Genomic DNA, 22,735 nt, shown 5'->3' on the forward strand with positions numbered 1-22,735 from the left:
CAGGTTGCGTCACATGATGACCGATACAAGCAACCGCTGGGATTTCTGGATCGACCGGGGCGGGACCTTCACCGACATCGTGGCCCGCGCGCCGGACGGGCGTCTGGTTGCGCGAAAGTTGCTGTCGGAGAACCCTGAGCATTATGACGATGCCGCCCTTCAGGGCATTCGCGACCTGCTGGGAATTCCAGCCGGTCAGCCCCTGCCCGCCGGGAAAATCGGCGCGGTAAAAATGGGAACGACGGTAGCGACCAATGCGCTGCTGGAGCGCAAGGGCGAGCGCCTGTTGCTGCTGACGACAAGAGGTTTCGCCGACGCCCTCTCCATTGGCTATCAGGCCCGCCCGCACCTTTTCCGTCTGAAGATCGAGAAACCCGAACTCCTTTACGAGCGCGTGGCGGAAGTGAGCGAACGGATCACTGCCGAAGGCGAGGTTCTGAGACCGCTCGACACGGTGGAAACGCGCCGGGCGATGCAGACGGCCTTCGATGAGGGAGTGCGCGCGGTCGCGATCTGCTTCATGCATGGCTATCGGTATCCCGCACATGAACTGGAAGCGGAACGGATCGCCCGCGACATCGGCTTCACTCAGATATCGGTGAGCCACCGGGCAAGCCCCCTCATCAAATTCGTGGCGCGAGGCGACACCAGTGTGGTGGATGCTTATCTGTCTCCCCTGTTGCGGCGCTATGTGGACCGCGTATCGGCCGACATCGACACGACGGAGGACGGAACGCGGCTTTTCTTCATGCAGTCCTCGGGCGGCCTTACCGACGCCAAGCTCTTTCAGGGCAAGGATGCCATCCTGTCGGGCCCGGCCGGCGGCGTGGTCGGCGCCGCGATGACGGCGGCGGAAGCGGGCTTCGCCAAGGTCATCGGCTTCGATATGGGCGGCACCTCGACCGACGTCTCGCACTACAACGGAGAATACGAACGAAGCTTCGAGACGCAGATTGCCGGCGTGCGCATGCGTGTACCCATGCTGCGCATTCACACGGTCGCAGCCGGTGGCGGTTCGATCCTGCGCTACGAAGACGGACGCTTTCAGGTCGGGCCGGAGTCCGCCGGTGCAACGCCCGGACCTGCCTCCTACCGGCGCGGCGGCCCCCTGGCCGTCACCGATGCCAATGTGATGCTCGGAAAGCTGCAGCCCGATCTCTTTCCTCGCGTCTTCGGCCCCGCGCAGAACGACACGCTCGACGCCGGGATCGTGCGGCGGCGCTTTGCCGAACTCGCCGCGCGGATAGGCGACGGCAAAACGGCCGAAGAAGTCGCCAGCGGATTCCTGCTCGTCGCCGTCGACAACATGGCGAATGCGATCAAGAAAATTTCCGTCGAGCGCGGCCACGACGTCACGTCCTATGTGCTCTCCTGTTTCGGCGGAGCGGGCGGCCAGCACGCGTGCCTTGTCGCGGATGCTCTCGGCATGACGACCGTTCACATCCATCCTTTTTCAGGCGTGCTTTCCGCATATGGCATCGGACTCGCAAAGATCGCGGCGTCGCATGCACGCGCCGTGATCCGCCCTTTCGAAGATGAGCTGCTGCCGGAACTGAACGAGACGATTGCCGAACTGAGGGCAGCCGTAACAGCAGAGATTACGGGACAAGGCGTCGACGAGGCGGATATCGACGCAAAGCCCCTCCTCCATCTGCGCTACGAAGGCAGCGATACAACCTTGCAGATCGATTTCTCCGCGCGGGACCGCAATGCAGCGTCGGAAGCTTTCGAAAAGGCGCACCGGTCGCAATTCGGCTTCAGCTTCGACGGAAAACGCATCGTGGTGGAGGCGGTCGAGGTTGCGGCGGAAGAGCGGCGCCCTTCCCGGCCGGCCGGCACCGATTTCATGCGCCCCTCCGGCAAGCCCGAAATGCGCGGCCGGCGCCCGGTCTATATGGCGCAGTCGTGGCAGGATGCTGCCGTCTTCCTGCGCGATGCCCTGAAGCCCGGCCACGAAGTAGCGGGGCCGGCGCTCATCGTCGAGCCCAACCAGACCATCGTCGTTGAGCCGGGCTGGAATGCGGAAATTACACCGATCGGCGATGTCGTGATGCGGCGCGTCGAGCCTCTGCGCCAGCGCGTGGCCATCGGCACACATGCAGACCCCGTGATGCTCGAAATCTTCAACAACCGCTTCATGTCGATTGCCGAGCAGATGGGTGCCGCGCTCCAGAACACAGCCTCATCCGTCAACATCAAGGAGCGGCTGGACTTCTCATGCGCGGTATTCGATCGTGACGGCGGTCTCGTCTCGAATGCACCGCACATGCCCGTTCACCTCGGTTCCATGGGGGCAAGCGTGCGCACGGTGATCGAGCAAAACCCGGGCATGGGACCGGGCGACGTCTTCGTGCTGAATGCACCATACAACGGCGGCACGCACCTGCCCGACGTCACTGTGGTAGCGCCGGTCTATGACGAAGCCCGAAGCGCGCGCCTCTTCTACGTCGCCGCACGCGGACACCACGCGGATATCGGCGGCATCTCTCCCGGCTCGATGCCCGCCCATTCCCGGAACGTCGAGCAGGAAGGCGTGCTGATCGACAATTTTCGCATCGTGGAACGCGGGAAATTCCGCGAGGCGGAGATGCGTACGCTTCTGACAGGCGGCAGATATCCCGCGCGCAATCCCGACCAGAATCTCGCCGACCTCCGCGCGCAGATCGCCGCCTGCGAAAGCGGTGCGCAGGAACTTCACCGGATGGTGGCCGAGTTCGGGCTCGACGTCGTCGAAGCCTATATGGGCCACGTGCAGGACAATGCCGAGGAGAATGTTCGCCGCGTGATCGACCGGCTGAAGGATGCGAGCTTCGAACAACCCATGGATGACGGCTCGATGATCTGCGTGCGCGTCAGCGTGAAAAGGGAAGAGCGGACGGCGAAAATCGATTTTGCCGGCACAAGCGCCGAACTCGCGAGCAATCTCAACGCACCGTCCGCCGTCGCCCGCGCGGCGGTGCTCTATGTCTTCCGCTGCATGGTCGACGACGATATTCCGCTGAACGAAGGCTGTCTCAAGCCCATCGAGATCGTCATTCCCGAAGGCTCGATGCTCGCGCCGCGCTATCCGGCGGCGGTCGTCGGCGGCAATGTGGAGACGAGCCAGGCGGTGACGGATGCGCTTTTCGGCGCTTTCGGCGCCATGGCCGCCGCACAGGGCACCATGAACAACCTCACCTTCGGCAACGACACCCATCAATATTACGAGACGATTGCGGGTGGCGCCGGCGCGGGACCGGACTTCGACGGCGCCGACGCAGTGCAAACGCATATGACGAATTCCCGTCTCACCGATCCCGAGGTGCTGGAGTGGCGCTTCCCGGTGCTGCTGGAGGAATTCAGCATCCGCAAAGGGTCCGGCGGCAAAGGCAAACACACGGGTGGCGAGGGCGTCGTGCGCATCATCCGCTTCCGCGAACCGATGAGCCTGTCCATCCTCTCGACACATCGCGTTGTCGCGCCATTCGGTCTCGCGGGCGGCGGCGATGGTGCACTTGGAGAGAATGAACTGCACCGCAAGGATGGCCGGATCGAAAAACTGGAAGGTTCCGCACAGGCCGAACTCGAGGCAGGCGACAGAATAATTATCAGGACGCCGGGAGGTGGCGGCTTCGGCAAGAATTGATCCCCCTTGCATGTGGGCCCCGGCCGCGCATGATGCCGCGAAAGCATTGCGACAGGGAGCGAACACATGCGAGCGATCCGCTGCGTCAACTACGGCGCGCCATCCAACCTCACGCTTGAGGAGATGGACGATCCGAGTCCCCGCGACGGCGAAGTCGTGATCGAGACGGAGGCGGCCGGCCTCGGCTACGTCGATGCACTCTTCGTCGCGGGCACCTATCAGGTGAAGTTGCCCCTGCCCTTCATCCCCGGAAGCGAGGTCGCAGGCAAGGTCGTCGCGCTTGGCACAAGCGCGCCGGGAGACCTGCTTGGCAAACGCATCATGGCGCTGTCGCCGCGCGGCGCGCTAGCGGAAAAAATCGCGCTGCCCGCCGCAAGCTGCATCCCCGTGCCGCCGAACATGAGCGCGGAAGCCGCCGCCGGCTTCATCGTCTCCTACTGCACGGCGCTTTACGGGTTCGAAAACTGCGGACACCTCCGCAGCGGCGAGACCGTGCTCGTGCTCGGCGCTGCAGGGGGCGTGGGCATGGCCGCGATCGACGTCGCGAAGGCGATGGGCGCGAAGGTGATCGCCGCCGCGTCGACGGATGAAAAGCGCGCCGCCGCGATAGCCAGAGGTGCGGACTTCGCAATCGACTACACCAATCCGGAATGGCGCAAGGAGCTCGAACCCCTCACCGGACGCCGCGACGTGGATGTCGTTTACGATCCCGTCGGCGGCGATATGTCGGAGGCGGCACTTCGATGCCTTGCACCGGGCGGGCGGCATCTCGTCGTCGGGTTCGCGGCGGGCGCGATTCCGAAGATACCGCTGAACCTCGCGCTGCTGAAACGCTGTTCCATCGTCGGCGTCGACTGGGGCGGCTATATCCGTGCGAATCCGGCGGACAATATTCCACTCCTGAAGACGCTGACGGCCTGGATTTCGAACGGCCGCATCAATCCGGAACCCACCGCCAGCTTCCCGCTGGCCGAAGCGCCCGGCGTACTGCAACGGCTGCTGGACAGGCAAAGCATCGGCAAGCCGGTTATCCGCTTCGCCACCTGAAACACAGGCCCGAAAGGGAGAATGCACGGGTCGCGCCTGCATCGCGGATTCGCGCCGATTCCGTGACGAATCGATGTCAGTGACAGAAATTCATCCACAAAGGATTTTACGGCCAGATTCAACCGGTTGCGGGACTATCCTCACATCGCTTGAAACGCGTGCTGCAACGCAGCCACGATTCTGCTTGCGAAGCGCCGCCTTTCGGCCCGAAACTTTCCCTCTAACCACGACGAGTGGAGGCTGAAATGCTTGCGATGAAGGTTGGATATTTGGCGACCGGGCTTGCGTTTCTGTTCGTCGGCGCAGTGACGATGGGTTTTTTCTGATCCCGAGGCACGAGCAGGCCCGAACCGGATAGGCCGTAGTTGAAAAAAATTCCAGAGGGCGCATCGCAAGACGCGCCCTCTTTCGATTCGCGGCTCAGCCGGTCGCACGCGGGAAACGCGTCGCGTAGTCCTCCATCGGCAGCCGCGTCGCATTCACGACGAACGAGACCATGTGATAGAGGCCCGTCAGCACGATGAATTCGAGCAATTGTTCGTCGCTGAATTCCTGCTTCAGGGCTGCCCACAAATCGTCGTCGACCGAACTCGTTTCATGCAGTTGGTCGACCAGCCGCACGATGAGCTTCTCCCGCTCGCTCCAGCAGGCAGCATCGGCGCCGGGCGCAACGGTCGCCGCGATTTCATCGGCGCCGAACCCCACCGTCTCGCCGAAGAATGCGATATGCACGCCCCATTCATATTCTCCGCCGCAACGCGCGCAGGTCCGGTCGATCGCGATTTCACGATCGCGCAGCGAAATCGACCCCTTGTCGAGAAGTCCGCCCGCCATGAACCGGCGGAAAACGCGCGGATTGCGCGCCAGCGTCCTGAACAGAAGGAGAGGCTCGACGCCCGGCGGCATCAGTTTTTCGAGCGTCACCTCCATATCCTCGTCGTAAGGCCTCGCGGCCGGCTCGATACGTGCTGACATGCTCATTCTCCTTGCTACCATTTCAGTAGCAAAATCTATTGCTTCTTTTTTCGTAGCGCAATGATAATCTGCCTCCATGACAAAACCGCAGAACCCGCCCCGCTCCGGCCGCCGCGTGCGTGGCTCCACAACCGGCCGCCCCGTGATGGTGCTGCTCGACCTGCTGGGGCGGCGTTGGGTCTTGCGGATCTTGTGGGAGTTGCGCGACCGTCCCCTCAACTTCCGTGAGTTGCAGGCCGCCTGCGGGGGAATTTCACCAAGCGTGCTCAACAGCCGCCTCGCGGAATTGCGGGAAACGCTGATTATCGAACTGCTGCCGGATGAAGGCTATGCCCTGACGAAGCTGGGGCGCGAACTGCTTTCGCAGCTCACGCCCCTTGCCGTCTGGTCGGAGAAATGGGCGAAATCGCTCAAGTGAGTGTCAGGCGGCCGCCTCTTCGGGCTCGGCTCCCGGCGTATAGTTGAGGATTGGCGCGAGCCACCGTTCGCATTCGCGCAGCTCCATGCCCTTGCGCTTTGCGTAATCAATCACCTGATCCTTGCCGACTTTGCCGACACCGAAATATTCGGACTGCGGATGGCTGAAATAGACGCCGCTCACCGCCGCGCCCGGCCACATGGCGCAGCTCTCCGTGAGCTTCATCCCGATCTTCGCCTCGACATCGAGAAGCCTGAACAGCGTGCGCTTCTCCGTGTGGTCCGGCTGCGCCGGATAGCCGGGCGCAGGACGGATGCCCTGATATTTCTCGGCGATCAACTCTTCGTTCCGAAGTTTCTCGTCCGCCGCATAGGCCCAGAATTCGCGCCGTACACGTTCGTGCATGTGCTCGGCAAAAGCTTCCGCCAGACGGTCCGCCAGTGCCTTCGAAAGAATGGCCCGGTAATCGTCGTTCGCCGTTTCGAAGCGCTTCGCCACCTCGTCCTCGCCGAAGCCCGCCGTAACCGCGAAGCCGCCGACATAGTCTTCGATGCCCGTATCCTTGGGCGCCACGAAATCGGCCAGCGCCATATTGGCCCTGTCCGATGTGCGCTTCATCTGCTGACGCAATGAATGAAGCACGGCGAGCGTTTCCCTGCGCGTGTCGTCGGTGTAGAGCTCGATATCGTCGGCGGCGATCTGGTTCGCCGGCCAGAAGCCGATGACGGCCGACGCCTTCACCCACTTCTCCTCGACCATCTGCTTCAGCATGGCCTGCGCATCCTCGAACAGCCCGCGCGCAGCCTCGCCTACCTTGTCGTCCTGGAGTATCTGCGGATACTGTCCCGCCAGTTCCCACGTCTGGAAAAACGGCGTCCAGTCGATATAGGGAACGAGCGTCTCGAGCGGATAGTTCTCGAAGACCTTCGTGCCGAGAAAGGTCGGGCGGACGGGCTTGTATCCGTCCCACTCGATCTTGAGCTTGTTCTCCCGCGCGGCCTCGATGGTCTGCCGGTCCTTCTGCGCGCGTGCGCCGGCATGTGCCGTCGCCATCTTGGCGTATTCGTCGCGGATGTCGGCGACGAACTTGTCGCGCGACGTCTCGGAGATGAGGTTTGAGGCAACGCCCACCGCGCGGCTCGCATCCGTCACATAGATCGCCTGCCCGCGCCGGTAGTTCGGATTGATCTTCACGGCGGTGTGGATACGGCTCGTCGTCGCACCGCCGATAAGGAGCGGAATGTCGAAACCCTCGCGCTCCATCTCGGCAGCCACATGGCACATCTCGTCGAGGCTGGGCGTTATGAGACCGGAAAGACCGATGATATCGACCTTCTTTTCCTTTGCGACCTGCAGAATCCTGTCCGCCGGCACCATCACGCCGAGATCGATTACCTCGTAATTGTTACACTGAAGCACGACGCCGACGATGTTCTTGCCAATATCGTGAACGTCGCCCTTCACTGTCGCCATGAGAATGGTCGCCGCGGTCTCCTTCTGGCTCGCGCCCGTCCGCTCCTTCTCCTCTTCCATGAAAGGCATGAGGTAGGCGACCGCCTGCTTCATCACACGGGCGCTCTTCACGACCTGCGGCAGGAACATCTTCCCCGAACCGAAAAGATCGCCGACGACGTTCATGCCGTCCATCAACGGTCCTTCGATGACGTGCAGCGGCCGCTCCGCCTGTAGCCGCGCCTCTTCCACGTCTTCCTCGATAAAGGCGTTGATGCCCTTCACCAGCGAATGCGTAAGCCGTTCGTTGACGGGCTTTTCACGCCAGGACAGGTCTTCCTCGCGCTTTTTGCCCGCGCCTCCCTTGTATTGTTCGGCGGCCTCGAGAAGACGCTCGGTCGCATCCGGCCGGCGGTTGAGGATTACGTCCTCGACCTTTTCGCGCAATCCCGGTTCGATCTCGTCGTAAATCGCAAGCTGGCCGGCATTCACGATGCCCATGTCCATGCCTGCCTGGATTGCGTGATAGAGGAACACCGAATGCATGGCCTCACGCACCGGCTCGTTGCCCCGGAACGAGAAGGAAACATTGGAAACGCCGCCTGACACATGCGCGTAAGGCAGTTGCTGGCGGATACGCCGCGTCGCCTCGATAAACTCCACGGCGTAGTTGTTGTGTTCCTCGATACCCGTCGCGACGGCGAAAATATTCGGGTCGAAAATAATATCTTCCGGCGGAAAGCCGACGACTTCCGTCAACAGCTTGTAGGCACGCTCGCAGATTTCGAACTTGCGGTTGGCCGTGTCGGCCTGCCCCTCTTCATCGAAAGCCATGACGACGGCGGCCGCGCCGTAGCGCTTTACCTTGCGTGCGTGGTCGAGAAAGGCCGCCTCGCCTTCCTTGAGGCTGATCGAGTTGACCACCGCCTTTCCCTGCACGCATTTCAGTCCCGCCTCGATGACCGACCACTTCGACGAGTCGATCATGATCGGCACGCGCGAAATGTCGGGCTCGGAGGCGATGAGGTTGAGGAACCTCACCATCGCCGCCTCGGAATCGAGCATTCCCTCGTCCATGTTGACGTCGATGATCTGTGCGCCGTTCTCTACCTGCTGGCGCGCAACATCGAGCGCCTCGTCGAAACGATCCTCGACGATCAGCTTCTTGAACTTCGCCGAGCCCGTTACATTGGTGCGCTCGCCGATATTGATGAAGTTCGCGGTCGATTGAGTCATGAAACTATTGCTAACTTTTCTTGGTGAAGAAAGATGACGGACCGAGGTCAGGCCGCCGTAAACGCTTCGAGGCCTGACAGCCGCAACCGGGGTTCGACTTCCGGAATGTCGCGCGGATGAACGCCTTTCACCGCTTCCGCGATGGCGTGAATATGCTCGGGTGTCGTGCCGCAGCAGCCGCCGACAATGTTCACGAGACCTGAGGAAGCGAACTCGCCGACCAGACCCGACATTTGCCCGGCATCCTGATCGTATTCGCCCATCTCGTTCGGCAAACCGGCATTCGGATGCGCGCTCACATGCGCGTCCGCGATGCGCGACAAGGTGTCGACATGGGGACGCATTTCCTTCGCGCCCAATGCGCAATTGAGGCCGATGGAGAAAGGCTTCACATGACGCACCGAGTTCCAGAAAGCTTCCGGCGTCTGCCCGGAGAGGAGGCGGCCGGACATGTCGGTGATCGTGCCCGAAATCATGATCGGCAGCTCGAAACCCACCTCGTCGAAAACCTCCTCGACCGCAAAGAGAGCCGCCTTGGCATTCAACGTGTCGAAAATGGTCTCCACGAGAATGGTATCTGCCCCGCCTTCGATGAGGCCCCTTGTGGCTTCCTTGTAAGCGGCCACGAGCTGATCAAAATCGACATTGCGGAAACCCGGATCGTTGACCTTGGGCGAAATCGAGGCAGTGCGGTTCGTTGGCCCGAGAACGCCCGCCACAAAGCAGACGCGGCCCGGCGTCTCGCTTTCGGCGATGTCGGCCGCCTCGCGCGCAACGCGGGCGCTTGCGACATTCATCTCATAGGCGAGGTGCTCGAGGTGATAATCCGCCTGCGCAATGGTCGTCGCGCTGAAAGTGTTGGTCTCGGCGAAGTCCGCACCCGCGCGATAATACTTCAAATGGATTTCGCGCAGGATATCGGGCCGCGACAGCGAAATGAGCTCGTTGTCGCCCTTCACGTCGTAGGCATGATCCTTCAGCAGCTCGCCGCGAAAATCCGCTTCCGTGAGTTTGTAGCCCTGGATCATCGTGCCCATTGCGCCGTCAAGCACCAGGATGCGCTCCTTCGAGAGCGCCTTCAGCTTTGCAATACGTTCTTCTCTGGTCATCGGTCTCTCCTGTTGCCTGGCTCAGGCAGGCTCGGCGGGCGTCAAGGCGGGCTGCGGACGCAAGCCGAGAACATGGCAGATGGCGAATGTGAGGTCCGCCTGGTTCAGCGTGTAGAAATGAAACCGGTCGAAGCCGTAGCCGCGGAGACGGTTCACCTGTTCCGCCGCCACATAGGCGGCAATGAGCTTGCGCGTGCCGAGATCGTCGTCGAGGCCCACGTAGTAGTCTTCAAGCCATTGCGGAATGCTGGCGCCGCAGCGGTTTGCCATGCGTTTCGTGCCGTTGAAATTCGTCGTCGGCATGATGCCGGGCACGATCGGCACATCGATGCCTGCTTTCCGTGCCTTCTCGAGAAAACGGACATGCTTGTCCGTATCGAAGACGAATTGCGTGATGGCGCGGGTTGCGCCGGCATCGACCTTCCGCTTCAGAAGCTCGATATCGGCTTCGAGAGACGGAGATTCAGGGTGTTTCTCCGGATAGGCGGAAACGATAACGTCGAAGTCTCCAAGCTTGCGGATACCCTCGATCAATTCCGGCGTCGATTGATAGCCATCCGGATGCGGCTGGTAGGGCGCGCCGAGTTCCGGCATGTCGCCGCGCAGCGCCACGATATGACGGATGCCCGCATCCCAATAGGCGCGAATGACGTCGTTCACTTCCGACCGGGACGCGCCTACGCATGTCAGATGTGCAACCGGCTCCAGCGTCGTCTCTTCGAGAATGCGCTTCACGGTCGCATGCGTCCGCTCACGAGTGGAGCCGCCGGCACCATAGGTGACGGAGACGAATTCCGGCTGCAAGGGTTCCAGACGCCGGATCGATCGCCACAGCGTCTCTTCCATTTCCGGCGTCTTGGGCGGAAAGAATTCGAACGAAACGCGGGTCCGTTCGCGCGGTTCCTTCCTTGGTGTCTGCGCCATCATTTCGCTCCTTCGAATTCAATCGACCGTCCCGCCCGCTGCACCGGCCGTTTGGCCTTGTCCGCAACCCAGATCGACACGGTGAGTTTGGCCTCCTCGCCGCCTTCGGGCGGCAGGTGCCTTGTTTCGCTGACATCGAGGCCGGCATCCGCCAGCCATTCCCTGACCTCGTCCTCGGTAAAACCGAGCCGCCGATGCGCGTGATTCTCGCGCAGAAAGTCGAGTTCGTGCGGCGCGAAGTCCGCAATGAGCAAACGCCCGCCCGGTTTGAGGACCCGCACGGCCTCGGCGATCGACGCGGCCGGCTCATCGAGATAGTGCAGCACCATGTGCAGCGTCACGAGATCGGCCGTTTCGTCCTGCAGGGGCAGATCGTAGAGATCGCCCTGCCGTACGGAGCAATGATGCAAGGAGGGCTGCGCAAGCTGGGCACGCGCAAGCGCAAGCATCTCGGGGCTGAGATCGATGCCAAGGCCGCTTTTGGCCTTCGGCCCGAACAGTTCCAGCATCCGTCCTGTGCCCGTCCCCAAATCGGCGACGACTTCGATACCGTCCCGTGCGCCGAGTTCCAGCATTGCCTGCTCGACCTTGTCTTCCGGCACATAAAGAGAGCGGATGCGCCCCCATTCCTCAGCATTGGCCCTGAAATAAGCGGCCGCCTTTTCCGCACGGGCGGCACGCACGGCCTCAAGGCGTTCGAGATCCCGCGCAATGACGAGATCCTCCTGCGGAATGAGACCGCTCAGAACTTCGGCAAGCTCCGCCACCGGACCAGAGCCGGCAAGACGGTAGAAAACCCAGCTTCCCTCGCGAAAGCGCTCCAGAAGGGCCGCCTCGCAAAGAAGCTTCAAATGGCGGCTCACCCGTGGCTGGCTCTGCCGCAGGATTTGCGTCAGTTCCGTCACGGTAAGTTCGCCGCGAGCCAAAAGGGCAAGCAAACGCAAGCGCGTAGGCTCGCCCGCCGCCCTCAATCCCGCCAGAAGTTGCTCCATGGATATCCGACCTCTGAAATCATCGAAACCGATATAAACATATCTTTATGTCTTTCAAAACCCTTTTCTACACCGCAACATTTTCGCAATAAAGCCCGAAATTCGCGGTCTATACGATCCAAGGAAGCTGGTTAACCCCAGTTTCGTATGATAGCTAGGGAACGGCTGGGGAGCGGGAATCGGCGCGAAAATCGAGAATTTGCGCGGTGTTCACGCGGATTTAAGCCGGATACGGAATGCTCGGGGCGGAATGCCTGAGGGCAGCGATTTGGGACGGGCCTTTTATGAAGACCATGTACGGGACAGCTATGCCGACAGCGATAAGGAGCCTGGCGCTCGCGGCGATTGCCATCGTCGTCATTGCCGCCGCCTCTCCGCGCGCCGCCATGGCCCAGGACGCACCGCCGCCGGCCGTCGACAACGGCGTCGACGAGAACGATCCGCTCGAACCGATGAACCGCTACTTCTTCGAGCTCAACAAATTCTTCGACACGATCCTGCTGAAGCCGGTCGCCACCTGGTATGACGGTGTCGTGCCGGAACCGGGCCGCGACGGCGTCCGCAACTTCCTCGACAACCTGCGCAGCCCCGTCATCCTCGCGAACGACATGCTGCAAGGCGAATGGGAACGTGCGGGCACGACGGCGAGCCGCTTCGGCATCAACACGACCGTCGGCGTACTCGGTCTGTTCGATCCCGCATCGGGCTGGGGCATGCCGCAGCACAGCGAAGATTTCGGCCAGACGCTCGCCGTCTACGGGACGGGCGAAGGCGCTTATCTTTACCTGCCGGTGCTGGGCCCCGCCCCGCCCCGCGACCTGACCGGTTTCTTCGTCGATCAGTTTTTCGATCCGCTGACTTATATCTATTGGGACAAGCCGAAGACGGTGCCCACGGCCCGCTTCGTCGTGAACGGCATCGACCAGCGCGCACGCAGCCTGAAGACGCTCGATCAGATCGAGCGGACCTCGGTGGACCACTACGCCACGATCCGCAATCTCTATCGCCAGATCCGCGCGAACGAGATCGCCAACGGCCAGCGCGACTTCGACGACCTGCCGGATATCGAGAACCTAAATTTCGACACAAACGAACCAAACACTCCCAGCATGCGTTTCTGACGCGCAAACCGGAAATGCGGGCCGCGACCATGTGCGCCCGCTCCGTGTGCGCGTATTGAGCAGGAGGATACAATGGTCACCACACGGATGACATCGTCAGTCATGCGCCCCAGTCTTTCCCGGGCGCATGCCGCGCGCGCAACGCGGGCGCTGATCGCGCCGTTCGCCTTCTGCGCCATGCTGTTCGCGGGTTTCGCGCCGGCGGCGGCGCAGGCGTCGACGGATCAGGCGGCCGTCAGCTTCGTCGAGGACGTCTCGACGCGCGCCATCGACATCATCAGCGACAAGGGCATTTCGAAAGCACAGCGCGAAGAGGAATTCCGCGCGCTGCTCCTCGAAACGGCGGACATGAACCGCATCGCCGCCTTCGCGCTCGGCCAGTACCTGCGCACGCCGACCGAAGAGCAGAAGGCGGAATACCTGAAGCTTGTCGAGACCTTCATCGTGAAAGTCTATGTGACGCGCCTCTCCGACTACAACAACGAGAAGCTCGACGTGCTCGGCGCCAAGGCGAAGGGCGACACGCAGGCGATGGTTCAGAGCGAAATCAAGTTCACCAACGGCCGCGAGCCGGTGAAGGTCGACTGGTGGCTCATAAAGAACGACGGCGACTTCAAGATTTTCGACGTGAACGTCGTCGGCATCTGGCTCGCGCAGGAACAGCGCTCCACCTTCACCACCGTCATTCGCAACAATGGCGGCAAGTTCGAATCGCTGCTGGAGCATCTGCGTACGCAGATCAGCAAGGCGGAAGCGGGCGATATTTCGGGCATCACTACCAGCAGCAACTGACCCCGAAAAGAGAACTCCGTATACGGACGGCGCGCCCTCGCGGGCGCGCCGTTTTCGTTTCGCCAGCCCCCAAAAAGGGCACTTATCCCGCAGACTGTCATCGGACTGTCAAGAAAACGTCACACGGAGATTGCAGGGGGCAAAAACCGTACTTGTCCCCGCTCCGGCGGAAGCGCCACAAGCCAATGCCACAGTGATGGAAAGGCAACGCCGGCCGGAAAATCGGCCCGGAGTTATCCCCGGAAATGCCCTCCCCCTCGTCCGAACCCGATTCGCAAAGCTAATGCCGCCGGACCACCCTGTTTCGCAGAATGCCGATGCCTTCGATTTCGAGTTCGACCGTGTCGCCGTCCGACAGTTTGCGGCCGAGCTCGAGGCCGCAGCCGGACAGTACCGTGCCGGAGCCGATGAGTTCGCCGGGCACGAGTGTGCGGTCGCGCGAAAACGCCGAGATCGCGTCCTCGAAGGAATGGTGCATGCTGCCCGTGGTGCCGCGCGACCATTCCTCGCCGTTGACGCGCGCCGTCATGGTGAGCTTGTAGGGATCGTCGAACTCGTCCGGCGTTGCGATGCAGGGACCGATGCCATTGGAGCGCGCGAAGTCCTTGCCCGCGCCGGGGCCGAGATTGCATTCCATGACCGCGAACTGCGTGTCGCGCGCGGACCAGTCGTTGAAGATGGTGTAGCCGAAGATGTAGTCGCGCGCCTTTGCGGCACCGACATCCTGCCCCGGCTTGCCGACGACGCAGGCCCATTCGAGTTCGTAATCCATCCATTCGGAATCGGACGGCCAGACGATTTCTTCTTCGGGGCCGCTGAAAGCGAGCACGTCGCAATTGTAATAGATCACTTTTTTCCTGAAGAGCGGATTGAGCGAGAAGCGCGCGCCGGGCGCCGTCAGCTCCGCGTATTTCGCTTCCGGGTCCGGATCGGCATCCGCCATCTGGCGGGCGACCTTCTTCATCGCCGCTTCCATGTGTTCGAGGAAGAGCGAACAGTCGCGCGCCTTGACCGGACGCGGCAGCGGCGCGGCGAGCTTCACCGAGGAGAGCGGGGAGACGGCATCGCGAGGGGCGGACGCAGCGAGCCGCTTCGCTTCGCCAAGTGCCTCGGACCCAGCATCGATGAGCGCCTGCATGGAGGAGAAGGCGGGCGCGCTGCCGCCCGCCGCCTTCACGAGATCGAGCACCGCGTTTCCGCCATCGACGAGGGCGCCAAGGCGCAGGGCACCCTCGCCCGTTCCATAGGTCACGAGTTTCATGTGTCTGCCCCTAGTGCTTGTGACCGGGATGCCCGCAGGCGGCCTTCTGTTGCTTTTCGAGTTCGGCCATGCGCGTGAACATGCCGACGACATCGCGCGGCGAGGTATCTGCGTTGATCTCGCGGTAGATCGTGTCGACGGTGACGGCGAGACGCTCGGCATCCGGCCATTCGCCGAAGGCACCGAGGGCGATGTCCTGCGCCGCCGCCCATGAATCCATTCCCGCCGCGTGGCGCGCACGCGCTTCCTTGTCCACGAAGACGAGGTATTCGCGCATGGTGCGGACACCCGCCTTGTCGGTGAGCGGACCGTGGCCCGGCACGATGACGTCGACATCCATGGCGCAGATGAGGTCGCAGGCCTTGATCCAGTTCGAGACCGGACCGGCCCAGGCGATCGGCGTTCCCTCGATGAAGAGAATGTCGCCGGTATAGACGACCTTGTCTTCCGGCACATGGACGAGCGTGTCGCCCGCCGTGTGCGCCGGGCCGACCTCGATCAGCCGCGCGGTCTTGTCGCCGACCTTCACTTCGAGTTCGCCGGTGAAGGTCTGTGTCGGCTGGCGCATCTGGATGCCGTCGAAATGGAAATCGCCGAACTTCGCCTTGAAGAATTCGCCGGCGATGCCGAACTGGTCGGCCATCTTCATCATGCCCGCGAGCATTTCCGGCGGCGCTTCCTCCGCGATCTCATGGGCGCTGGCCTTGGACGCGATGATGTTGGCGTTGATGGCAAGGCCGTTGCCATAGGTGTGGTCGCCATTCGCATGCGTGTTGACGACGGTGCCGACTTCCGCGCCGCCGACGCCCGTTGCATCCTTCATCGCGGCGAACATTTCGGCGGTAAGCTTCTCGTCGAACAGCGTGTCGACGAGGAGCGACCGGTCGCCATCCACCACGAGACCGGCATTGCTGTAGCCCCAGGTGCCGGTGGGCAGCAGCCAGACGAAATGGCCATTGCCGACGTCGTGAAGGCCGCGCGTGTAAGGAACGGGTGCCATGAATCCTCCCTTGGCGGTTTGTTTCGCGGGCCCCCTCCCGGAAGAGCCCGTCTTGTGCCGCTCGAAAAATATGATACGAACGTTCCACCAAGAGTCAAACGAAACGGAACGATCGTATCAATCCGGAGTTCCCACCCCGATGCCGACCGCAGCAGCCGCCAGAAAGCCCGCCGCAAAACGCCGAAGCGCAGCGAAGCCCGAAAGCGCGCCCAGGCTCCCGCGCGACGCAAAGCCGAAGACCCACGACCTCATCCTCGATACGGCGGAACGGCTTTTCGCCGAGCGCGGCTTCTTCGGCGTATCCGTGCGCGACATCACCGAGGCGGCAGACATCCGGCTGGCGAGCGTGAACTATCATTTCGGCACCAAGGACGAGTTGCTGAAGGCCGTGGTGGAACGGCGCTTCCGCGAAATCGACGCGGACCGGCGGGCTCGCTTCGCCGAACTCGAACCGAAACTTGCGCGGATGAGCAAACGCGAGATCGTGGAGGCCGTGGCCGACATCTTCCTGCTGCCGATCCTCGACCGCGTGACGGCCGGAGATCCGGGCTGGACCGCCTATGCACAGATCATCGCACATGGCTCCAACGTGAAGATGTGGGCGACGGGCCTCCTCGCTTCCGTGCTCGACCCGGTGGCGCGCGACTTCATCGCCCTGCTGGCGCGCGCCTATCCGAAGGCCAGCGACCACGCGCTCTACTGCGCCTACGAACTGATGACCGGCGCGATGGCGCATGCGCTCGGCCAGAACGGGCGGCTCGACACGCTGTCGAACGGCAAGTACCGCTCGAGCGACCTGGCGAAAATCCATCCGCGCGCACGCGCCTTCGCTGTCGGCGGCATCATGGCGGTCTGCGAGGCGAAGGCGAGTTGAGGGTATGGGCGGATTCAGGCGCCGTTAACCGGCACCGCCGACAATGGCGCGGTAAGTTCAGTAAAAAGAGGTGGGGCCGTGAGTACCCGGTCGGCCATTATGGGAAGCGACGCGCCCGCCTGCCCCGCGCGATCCGCGAAGAGCATCGCCTTTCAGGAGGCGTGGGCCGGCATTCCGAAATCCGCGCTCATTCCCGACAAGGCGGATTTCCGGCCCGAACGCCTGAAGAATTTTCTCAACGATATCTATCTCGTGGAGCTGCACCAGGAAGCGGAGCGACGCCTGCTCTTTCGCCTTGCCGGACAATCGGTTCGCGACGGGCTCGGCATCGAGATGCGGGGGCTGAACTATGTCGACTTCGTACCGCCGGAGCACCGCGCAAGCGCCGGCATTTCCATGCGAAAGATGTTCGGACCCGTGCCGTGCGGAAGATGGGTGCGCAAGGAAGTCGTGCACAGGGACGGCTTTCGCGAACCGATCGAACTGACCCAGATGCCGATGACGGACCTTGCGGGCGGCGGCTGGCTGGTGATCGGCATCGTGGAGGGATTTGGCGAGAACCGCGCGCACGCCGAAGCCGACGAAGGAAAATTCCGCTTCGAAAGTTTCGATGCCGAATATTTCATCGATATTGGCGCGGGTCTTCCGGACGAAGCCTGACTTGACTGTCAGGCGCGGCGAAGATCCGGCATCGGCGAGCGGCCATGCCTCGCTTCCAGCACGCGGCCGATTTCCAGGATAAGTTCGCGGTGATCGATCGGCTTTCCGACATAGCCGTCGGCGCCGAATTCGCGATAGCGCATATTGTCGGGCCCGAGCGAATCCGCCGTCAGCGCAATCACCGGAATGTCGCGGAACGCAGCCTCATGCGCGCGGATATGGGCCAGCGTTTCCATCCCGTTCATCACCGGCATGTGCATGTCGAGCAGCATGAGATCGAAGGCTCTCGTCTGCAGAAGGCGGATCGCATCGGCGCCGTTCTCCGCCTCGACGATGGAAATGCCGAGCGGTTCGAGAAAGAGCCGCGCGACCTTGCGGTTCAGCGCATGATCGTCCACCAGCAGGATCGACAAGCCCTGCGCCCAGCGCGCGCCGCCTGTCCGGTCGACATCGGCATTCTTCGGTGCCTCGCTGGCGCGGCGGCCGGCGACGGCGCGGAAGCTCAGCGTGAAAACCGAGCCCTTGCCGGGTTCGCTCGTCGCGACGACGTCGCCGCCCATCAGGCGCGCGAGGTGACGGCTGATCGAAAGGCCGAGGCCGGTGCCGCCGAAGCGGCGCGATGTGGAACTCTCCGCCTGCATGAAGGGCGCGAAAAGCTTGTCGAGGGTTTCGCCGCTCATGCCGATGCCGGTATCCGCGACTTCGATATGCACGTCGAACGTGTCCTCTCCGGCAGGGACACAGCGCACGGCGACGCGCACGCTCCCCCGCTCGGTGAACTTGATCGCATTGGAAACGAGGTTGGAGATGCATTGGCGCACGCGGATCGGATCGAAGCGCAGGAGAGAAGGCATATCGCCGTCGATGTCGAGCGTGAGCGCGAGGCCCTTTTCGGACGCGCGCGGCGCCCAGAGCTTTTCCATGCGGCGCAGCAACTGCCCGAGATCGTTGTCGATGGGCGAAATATCGAAACGGCCGGCTTCGATCTTCGAGAGGTCCAGCACGTCGTTGAGGATCGCCATCAGCGTCTTGCCGCTGTCGAGGATTGTCTCGATCTGATCCTTCTGCTCGGGCGTGAGATCGCCGGACGCCATGAGCTGCGCCATGCCGAGAATGCCGTTGAGCGGCGTACGGATTTCGTGGCTGATATTGGCGATGAAGGCGGACTTCGCCTCGTTGGCGGCTTCGGCCTGCTTGCGCGACTTTTTCAGTTCGCGTTCGCGCTCGCGGAGCGCCGTGACATCGGCGCCGACAGCGACCCAGCCGCCGAAGGAAAGCGGAATCTCGACGACCTGCATGACCGTGCCGAGATGGGTCCTCAACTCGACCGGTTCGCCCTTCGCCAGCGTATCGTGAATGCCTCGCGCCACCGCGAGCGCTTCATCGTCCGGCAAGTTGGGCGCGACCTTCTTGACCGCGAAAAGCGTCGCTTCGAGATAAGTCTTGCCCTGCCGGAGCGCCTCGTTGGTGAAGGGAAAATCGCGCTCGTTCTGCGCGTTGGACAGCAGGATTTCGTGATCGGGGCCGAATATGACGAAGCCGCCCGGCAGGCGGTCCACCGCCTCCCGCACGATGGCGGCCATCTCCTGATCGCTGAGCTTTTTTCCGTCCATAGGCACATGGCCGTTCGAGGCGCCAATGACGCCCCGAAACGCTCCTCCTCATCCCCCACTTCGGAGACAGTCTAGGGCGACATGCTTAAGGCGTTGTGAACGGACAACGTCGCGGAAAGCTTGGGATTTTGCCGCAAAGACACCGGGAAATCCCCCCTCCCCTTGCGGGCGGGCGGCAGGTGTTCCCTACCGGCTGAACCGCTTGTACTTGATCCGGGTCGGGATCTCGGCAGCGGGGCCCATGCGGCGTTTCTTGTCTTCCTCGTAATCCTGGTAGTTGCCCTCGAACCATTCGACATGGCTGTCGCCCTCGAAGGCGAGCATGTGGGTGGCGATGCGGTCGAGGAACCAGCGGTCATGCGAGATGACCACGGCACAGCCCGCAAAGGCGACGAGTGCGTCTTCGAGTGCGCGGAGCGTTTCGACGTCGAGGTCGTTGGTCGGTTCGTCGAGCAGGAGCAGGTTCGCGCCCGACTTCAGCATCTTGGCGAGGTGAACGCGGTTGCGCTCGCCGCCCGAGAGAAGGCCGACCTTCTTCTGCTGGTCCGAGCCCTTGAAGTTGAACGAACCGACATAGGCGCGGCTCGGCATGGTGATCTTGCCGAGCTCGACGATGTCCGTGCCGCCGGAGATTTCCTCCCAGACGGTCTTGTTACTGTCGAGCGAGTCGCGGCTCTGGTCGACATAGCCCATGACGACGGTCTCGCCGATCTTCAGCGCGCCGCTGTCCGGCTGTTCCTGACCCGTCAGCATACGGAAGAGCGTGGTCTTGCCGGCGCCGTTCGGGCCGATGACGCCGACGATGCCGCCGGGCGGCAGCTTGAAGGAGAGATCGTCGATCAGCAGCTTGTCGCCGAAACCCTTGGAGATGTGTTCGGCCTCATAGACATTGCCGCCGAGACGCGGGCCCGCCGGAATGACGATCTGGGCCCTGCCCTCCTGCTGCTTGCCGGCCTCGGCGAGCAACTCGTCATAGGCGCTGATACGCGCCTTCGATTTCGCCTGCCGCGCCTTCGGGCTCTGCCTGATCCATTCGAGTTCGCGCGCGAGCGTGCGCTGCTTCGCCTCTTCCTGACGGCCTTCCTGTTCGAGGCGCTTTTCCTTCTGTTCGAGCCATGAGGAATAATTGCCCTCGTAGGGAATGCCCGAACCGCGATCGAGTTCGAGAATCCAGCCCGTCACATTGTCGAGGAAGTAGCGGTCATGGGTGACCATGACGACGGTGCCTGTGTATTCCTTCAGGTAGTTCTGGAGCCAGGCGATCGATTCCGCGTCGAGATGGTTGGTCGGTTCGTCGAGCAGCAGCAGGTCGGGCGAGGCGAGCAGCAGCCGGCACAGCGCGACGCGGCGCTTCTCGCCGCCCGAAAGATTGTTCACATCCGCTTCCGGGTCCGGGCAGCGCAGCGCATCCATCGCCATCTCGACCTGGCTGTCGAGATCCCAGAGGTTCTGCGCGTCGATGATGTCCTGTAGCTTCGCCATTTCCTCGGCGGTCTCGTCCGAGTAGTTCATGGCGACTTCATTGTAGCGGTCGAGCAGCGCTTTCTTTTCGGCCGCGCCTTCCATGACGTTGCCGAAGACGTTGAGCGCCGGATCGAGCTCGGGCTCCTGCTGGAGATAGCCGACCTTGGCCCCTGCCGCCGCCCAGGCCTCGCCGGTGTGATCCGTGTCGACGCCCGCCATGATGCGGAGCAGCGTGGACTTGCCCGCGCCGTTAAGACCGACGACGCCGATCTTGACGCCCGGCAGGAAGGACAGGCGGATGTCCTTCAGAACCTGCTTGCCGCCCGGATAAGTCTTGGAGAGGCGGTCCATGACATAGACATATTGATAAGCGGCCATGAGGGGCGCGATCCTTCGCTGGGAGACGGAATTTGCGCCTCTTCTAGCGGATCGTGCGAAGAGGGGCAATAAAGCGGGAGACCGGGACATGAACGGCAATGCACGCCGGAGCTGGTTCTATATCACACTGGCCGTCGGCTGGACTTGGGGCTTCTGGATCGCCGCGGCGGCGAGCGGCGCACCTTTCGGCAGCCCATACCAGTTGGCGCTCCTGATCGCCGGCGCAGCCGGCGTGCCCGGCATGGCGGTGGCGATGCTTTTCGCGGCGGGCGACGCCGGCGAGCGCCGCGAATATTGGCGGCGTCTGGTGGAGCCGGGCCGCATCGGCAAGGCCGGCTGGGCGACGATCCTTCTGCTGCCACCGGCGCTGGCGCTGACCGGCGCGGCCGGTTTCGCGCTGCAGACCGGCGCCTGGCCGGAATTCGCCCCGCTCAAGGGCTTCATCGCCGCGCCGCTGACGCTATTCCCCTTCCTCCTCTTCATCCTGCTTTTCGGCCCGCTGCCAGAGGAACTGGGCTGGCGCGGCTATGCGCTGCCGAAATTGCAGGCCGCGCACGGAGCGCTCGCCGCCGCGCTGCTGTTGGGCGCCGTTCATGCCGCCTGGCACCTGCCGCTCTTCTTCATGGAAGGAAGCCACCAGGCATCGCTTGGGCTGCTGTCGCCGGCCTTCTGGCGCTACATGACGAGCGTCGTCCTCCTCTCGGTCATCATTTCAGCATTGTTCAACGCGAGCGCAGCCAGCACGCTGTCGGCGGTGCTGATCCACTTCACCAACAACCTGACCGGCGAATTGCTGCGCCTGCCGGACGAAGCGGAATGGCTGCGCATGGCGGCGACGGGGCTCGTGGCGCTCGCCATCATCGCCGCGACGCGCGGGCGGCTTTGCCTGCAGAGGACCTAGATCGTCTTCATGTATTCGGCGAGCTGATCGACGACGGTGTTCCAGCCGGTATGGAAGCCCATTTCCTCGTGGCGCTTCGCCGACGCCTCGTCCGGATGCTTGGCGATGGCGGTGTATTTCGTGCCCTGCCCGTGCGGCTCCATGAGAATCCAGGCGGTGAAGAAGAGATCGTGCACCCGCGCCACGACCGGCCGGTAGCCGGGCCCGAGCGCCGAGGTCCAGACGAGCTTCCGCTCCTTCTCGATTTCGAGATAGCAGCCGGAGCCGCCCTCCATGTCCTCGCCTTCAGGCGAGCGCATCTGGGTGTAGAACTCGCCGCCCGGCCGGAGGTCGATCCGGCAATCGACCGTCTGCCACGGCTTCGGGCAGAACCACGGCAGGAGATGCTCGGGCTCCGTCCAGGCGCGCCAGACGAGGCGCGGCGGCACCTCGACGGTGCGTTCCAGCACGAGGTCAAGCTTGGGATCGATATCGGGTCTGGTCATTCTTCTTTCTCCTTCATCTGCATGAGATAGCCGTCGAGCTGGTCGAGGCGCGTTTCCCAGAGGGCGAGCTGCTCCGTCATCCATTTCTCGGCCGCCTTGAGCGGCTTCGGCACGAGATGATAGGTGCGCACGCGCCCCGTCTTGCGGGAGCGGACCAGCCCGCATTCCTCCAGCACGCCGAGATGCTGCGTGAAGGACGGCAGCGCCATCCTGAAAGGCCGCGCCAGTTCGCTGACGCCGGCGGGCCCGCTGCTGAGCCGCCTGAGAACGGCCCGCCTCGTCGGATCGCCGAGGGCATGGAAAACGCGGTCGAGCTGGACTTGCTGTTGGTTAGGCATATGCCTAAGTAACAACGGAAAGATGGTTAGGTCAAGACCTAAGTATTGAAAATCTGCTGGCTGGGGATGG

General features: G+C 62.8%; 17 protein-coding genes and 1 pseudogene. 8 read left to right on the top strand and 10 right to left on the bottom strand.

Translation table 11 applies throughout. The features are described 5' to 3' along the window. Positions 1-13: 13 nt before the first annotated feature. Together Q8S60_RS04835 and Q8S60_RS04840 are read left to right on the top strand one after the other, a co-directional pair. Positions 14-3,625 carry a hydantoinase B/oxoprolinase family protein gene (locus tag Q8S60_RS04835; protein WP_370867270.1) on the top strand — a complete coding sequence of 1,204 codons (3,612 nt, stop codon included), beginning with the start codon at positions 14-16 and terminating at the stop codon, positions 3,623-3,625. 66 nt (positions 3,626-3,691) lie between these two features. Then, on the top strand, positions 3,692-4,672 hold the full coding sequence (locus Q8S60_RS04840; protein WP_305276474.1) for an NADPH:quinone oxidoreductase family protein: 981 nt from the start codon (positions 3,692-3,694) through the stop codon (positions 4,670-4,672). Between the two features lie 420 nt (positions 4,673-5,092). On the opposite strand, the gene Q8S60_RS04845 is transcribed toward Q8S60_RS04840, so the two are convergent. Then, complete coding sequence (locus Q8S60_RS04845) at positions 5,093-5,647, bottom strand: carboxymuconolactone decarboxylase family protein (protein WP_305276473.1); 555 nt, start codon at positions 5,645-5,647, stop codon at positions 5,093-5,095. A 76-nt stretch (positions 5,648-5,723) separates the two neighbouring features. On the opposite strand from Q8S60_RS04845, the gene Q8S60_RS04850 reads away from it, so the two are divergent. Next, the gene (locus Q8S60_RS04850) at positions 5,724-6,065 is read left to right on the top strand and encodes a helix-turn-helix domain-containing protein (RefSeq protein ID WP_305276472.1); all 342 of its coding nucleotides are present in this window, start codon (positions 5,724-5,726) and stop codon (positions 6,063-6,065) included. A 3-nt stretch (positions 6,066-6,068) separates the two neighbouring features. Here Q8S60_RS04850 and metH read toward each other — a convergent pair. The 3 genes and pseudogenes from metH to Q8S60_RS04865 all read right to left on the bottom strand — a co-directional run bounded on the left by metH (position 6,069) and on the right by Q8S60_RS04865 (position 11,778). Beyond that, positions 6,069-9,862, bottom strand: a pseudogene (gene metH, locus Q8S60_RS04855) (methionine synthase). Positions 9,863-9,883: 21 nt separating this feature from the next. Further along, entirely contained in the window at positions 9,884-10,789 is a 906-nt protein-coding gene (gene metF, locus Q8S60_RS04860; protein ID WP_370867269.1) for a methylenetetrahydrofolate reductase [NAD(P)H], read from the bottom strand. Next, positions 10,786-11,778 carry a metalloregulator ArsR/SmtB family transcription factor gene (locus Q8S60_RS04865; protein WP_305276470.1) on the bottom strand — a complete coding sequence of 331 codons (993 nt, stop codon included), beginning with the start codon at positions 11,776-11,778 and terminating at the stop codon, positions 10,786-10,788. Before Q8S60_RS04865 ends, metF begins: the two co-directional genes overlap by 4 nt. Before the next feature lie 308 nt (positions 11,779-12,086). On the opposite strand from Q8S60_RS04865, the gene Q8S60_RS04870 reads away from it, so the two are divergent. Both Q8S60_RS04870 and Q8S60_RS04875 read left to right on the top strand, forming a co-directional pair. Further along, a complete protein-coding gene (locus Q8S60_RS04870; RefSeq protein WP_305276469.1) occupies positions 12,087-12,899 on the top strand; it encodes a VacJ family lipoprotein in 813 nt (270 codons plus the stop codon). A 72-nt stretch (positions 12,900-12,971) separates the two neighbouring features. Continuing rightward, positions 12,972-13,691, top strand: a complete 720-nt coding sequence (locus Q8S60_RS04875; RefSeq protein WP_305276468.1) for a phospholipid-binding protein MlaC — start codon at positions 12,972-12,974, stop codon at positions 13,689-13,691. A gap of 280 nt (positions 13,692-13,971) precedes the next feature. Here Q8S60_RS04875 and Q8S60_RS04880 read toward each other — a convergent pair whose 3' ends face one another. After that, positions 13,972-14,952 (bottom strand): fumarylacetoacetate hydrolase family protein, encoded by a 981-nt coding sequence (locus tag Q8S60_RS04880; protein ID WP_305276467.1) that lies wholly within the window; start codon positions 14,950-14,952, stop codon positions 13,972-13,974. A gap of 10 nt (positions 14,953-14,962) precedes the next feature. Then, on the bottom strand, positions 14,963-15,952 hold the full coding sequence (locus Q8S60_RS04885) for an MBL fold metallo-hydrolase (RefSeq protein WP_305276466.1): 990 nt from the start codon (positions 15,950-15,952) through the stop codon (positions 14,963-14,965). A gap of 139 nt (positions 15,953-16,091) precedes the next feature. Here Q8S60_RS04885 and Q8S60_RS04890 point away from each other — a divergent pair, with 139 nt between their 5' ends. Then, positions 16,092-16,826 (top strand): TetR/AcrR family transcriptional regulator, encoded by a 735-nt coding sequence (locus Q8S60_RS04890; protein WP_305276465.1) that lies wholly within the window; start codon positions 16,092-16,094, stop codon positions 16,824-16,826. 78 nt (positions 16,827-16,904) lie between these two features. Further along, complete coding sequence (locus Q8S60_RS04895; protein ID WP_305276464.1) at positions 16,905-17,486, top strand: PAS domain-containing protein; 582 nt, start codon at positions 16,905-16,907, stop codon at positions 17,484-17,486. A gap of 8 nt (positions 17,487-17,494) precedes the next feature. Here Q8S60_RS04895 and Q8S60_RS04900 read toward each other — a convergent pair whose 3' ends face one another. Both Q8S60_RS04900 and ettA read right to left on the bottom strand, forming a co-directional pair. Next, the gene (locus tag Q8S60_RS04900) at positions 17,495-19,099 is read right to left on the bottom strand and encodes an ATP-binding protein (RefSeq protein ID WP_305276463.1); all 1,605 of its coding nucleotides are present in this window, start codon (positions 19,097-19,099) and stop codon (positions 17,495-17,497) included. A gap of 186 nt (positions 19,100-19,285) precedes the next feature. Next, positions 19,286-20,941 (bottom strand): energy-dependent translational throttle protein EttA, encoded by a 1,656-nt coding sequence (gene ettA, locus Q8S60_RS04905; RefSeq protein ID WP_305276462.1) that lies wholly within the window; start codon positions 20,939-20,941, stop codon positions 19,286-19,288. An 88-nt stretch (positions 20,942-21,029) separates the two neighbouring features. On the opposite strand from ettA, the gene Q8S60_RS04910 reads away from it, so the two are divergent. Continuing rightward, the gene (locus Q8S60_RS04910) at positions 21,030-21,842 is read left to right on the top strand and encodes a type II CAAX prenyl endopeptidase Rce1 family protein (protein WP_305276461.1); all 813 of its coding nucleotides are present in this window, start codon (positions 21,030-21,032) and stop codon (positions 21,840-21,842) included. Here the strand turns inward: Q8S60_RS04910 and Q8S60_RS04915 are convergent. Both Q8S60_RS04915 and Q8S60_RS04920 read right to left on the bottom strand, forming a co-directional pair. Continuing rightward, positions 21,839-22,327, bottom strand: coding sequence for an SRPBCC family protein (locus Q8S60_RS04915; protein WP_305276460.1), 489 nt, complete (start codon positions 22,325-22,327; stop codon positions 21,839-21,841). The two genes, Q8S60_RS04910 and Q8S60_RS04915, sit on opposite strands and share 4 nt — an antisense overlap. Next, positions 22,324-22,665, bottom strand: coding sequence for a helix-turn-helix transcriptional regulator (locus Q8S60_RS04920; RefSeq protein WP_305276459.1), 342 nt, complete (start codon positions 22,663-22,665; stop codon positions 22,324-22,326). Before Q8S60_RS04920 ends, Q8S60_RS04915 begins: the two co-directional genes overlap by 4 nt. Between the last annotated feature and the right edge of the window lie 70 nt (positions 22,666-22,735).

Origin of the sequence: Parvibaculum sp. (assembly GCF_030694575.1) — a bacterium.
Lineage (GTDB): Bacteria > Pseudomonadota > Alphaproteobacteria > Parvibaculales > Parvibaculaceae > Parvibaculum.

Bases quoted from the DNA above. Each gene is read 5' to 3' on its own strand.
- Q8S60_RS04835 (WP_370867270.1), top strand. From the start codon at position 14: ATGATGACCGATACAAGCAACCGCTGGGATTTCTGGATCGACCGGGGC.
- Q8S60_RS04840 (WP_305276474.1), top strand. From the start codon at position 3,692: ATGCGAGCGATCCGCTGCGTCAACTACGGCGCGCCATCCAACCTCACG.
- Q8S60_RS04845 (WP_305276473.1), bottom strand. From the start codon at position 5,647: ATGTCAGCACGTATCGAGCCGGCCGCGAGGCCTTACGACGAGGATATG.
- Q8S60_RS04850 (WP_305276472.1), top strand. From the start codon at position 5,724: ATGACAAAACCGCAGAACCCGCCCCGCTCCGGCCGCCGCGTGCGTGGC.
- metF (WP_370867269.1), bottom strand. From the start codon at position 10,789: ATGATGGCGCAGACACCAAGGAAGGAACCGCGCGAACGGACCCGCGTT.
- Q8S60_RS04865 (WP_305276470.1), bottom strand. From the start codon at position 11,778: ATGGAGCAACTTCTGGCGGGATTGAGGGCGGCGGGCGAGCCTACGCGC.
- Q8S60_RS04870 (WP_305276469.1), top strand. From the start codon at position 12,087: ATGCCGACAGCGATAAGGAGCCTGGCGCTCGCGGCGATTGCCATCGTC.
- Q8S60_RS04875 (WP_305276468.1), top strand. From the start codon at position 12,972: ATGGTCACCACACGGATGACATCGTCAGTCATGCGCCCCAGTCTTTCC.
- Q8S60_RS04880 (WP_305276467.1), bottom strand. From the start codon at position 14,952: ATGAAACTCGTGACCTATGGAACGGGCGAGGGTGCCCTGCGCCTTGGC.
- Q8S60_RS04885 (WP_305276466.1), bottom strand. From the start codon at position 15,952: ATGGCACCCGTTCCTTACACGCGCGGCCTTCACGACGTCGGCAATGGC.
- Q8S60_RS04890 (WP_305276465.1), top strand. From the start codon at position 16,092: ATGCCGACCGCAGCAGCCGCCAGAAAGCCCGCCGCAAAACGCCGAAGC.
- Q8S60_RS04900 (WP_305276463.1), bottom strand. From the start codon at position 19,099: ATGGACGGAAAAAAGCTCAGCGATCAGGAGATGGCCGCCATCGTGCGG.
- ettA (WP_305276462.1), bottom strand. From the start codon at position 20,941: ATGGCCGCTTATCAATATGTCTATGTCATGGACCGCCTCTCCAAGACT.
- Q8S60_RS04910 (WP_305276461.1), top strand. From the start codon at position 21,030: ATGAACGGCAATGCACGCCGGAGCTGGTTCTATATCACACTGGCCGTC.
- Q8S60_RS04915 (WP_305276460.1), bottom strand. From the start codon at position 22,327: ATGACCAGACCCGATATCGATCCCAAGCTTGACCTCGTGCTGGAACGC.
- Q8S60_RS04920 (WP_305276459.1), bottom strand. From the start codon at position 22,665: ATGCCTAACCAACAGCAAGTCCAGCTCGACCGCGTTTTCCATGCCCTC.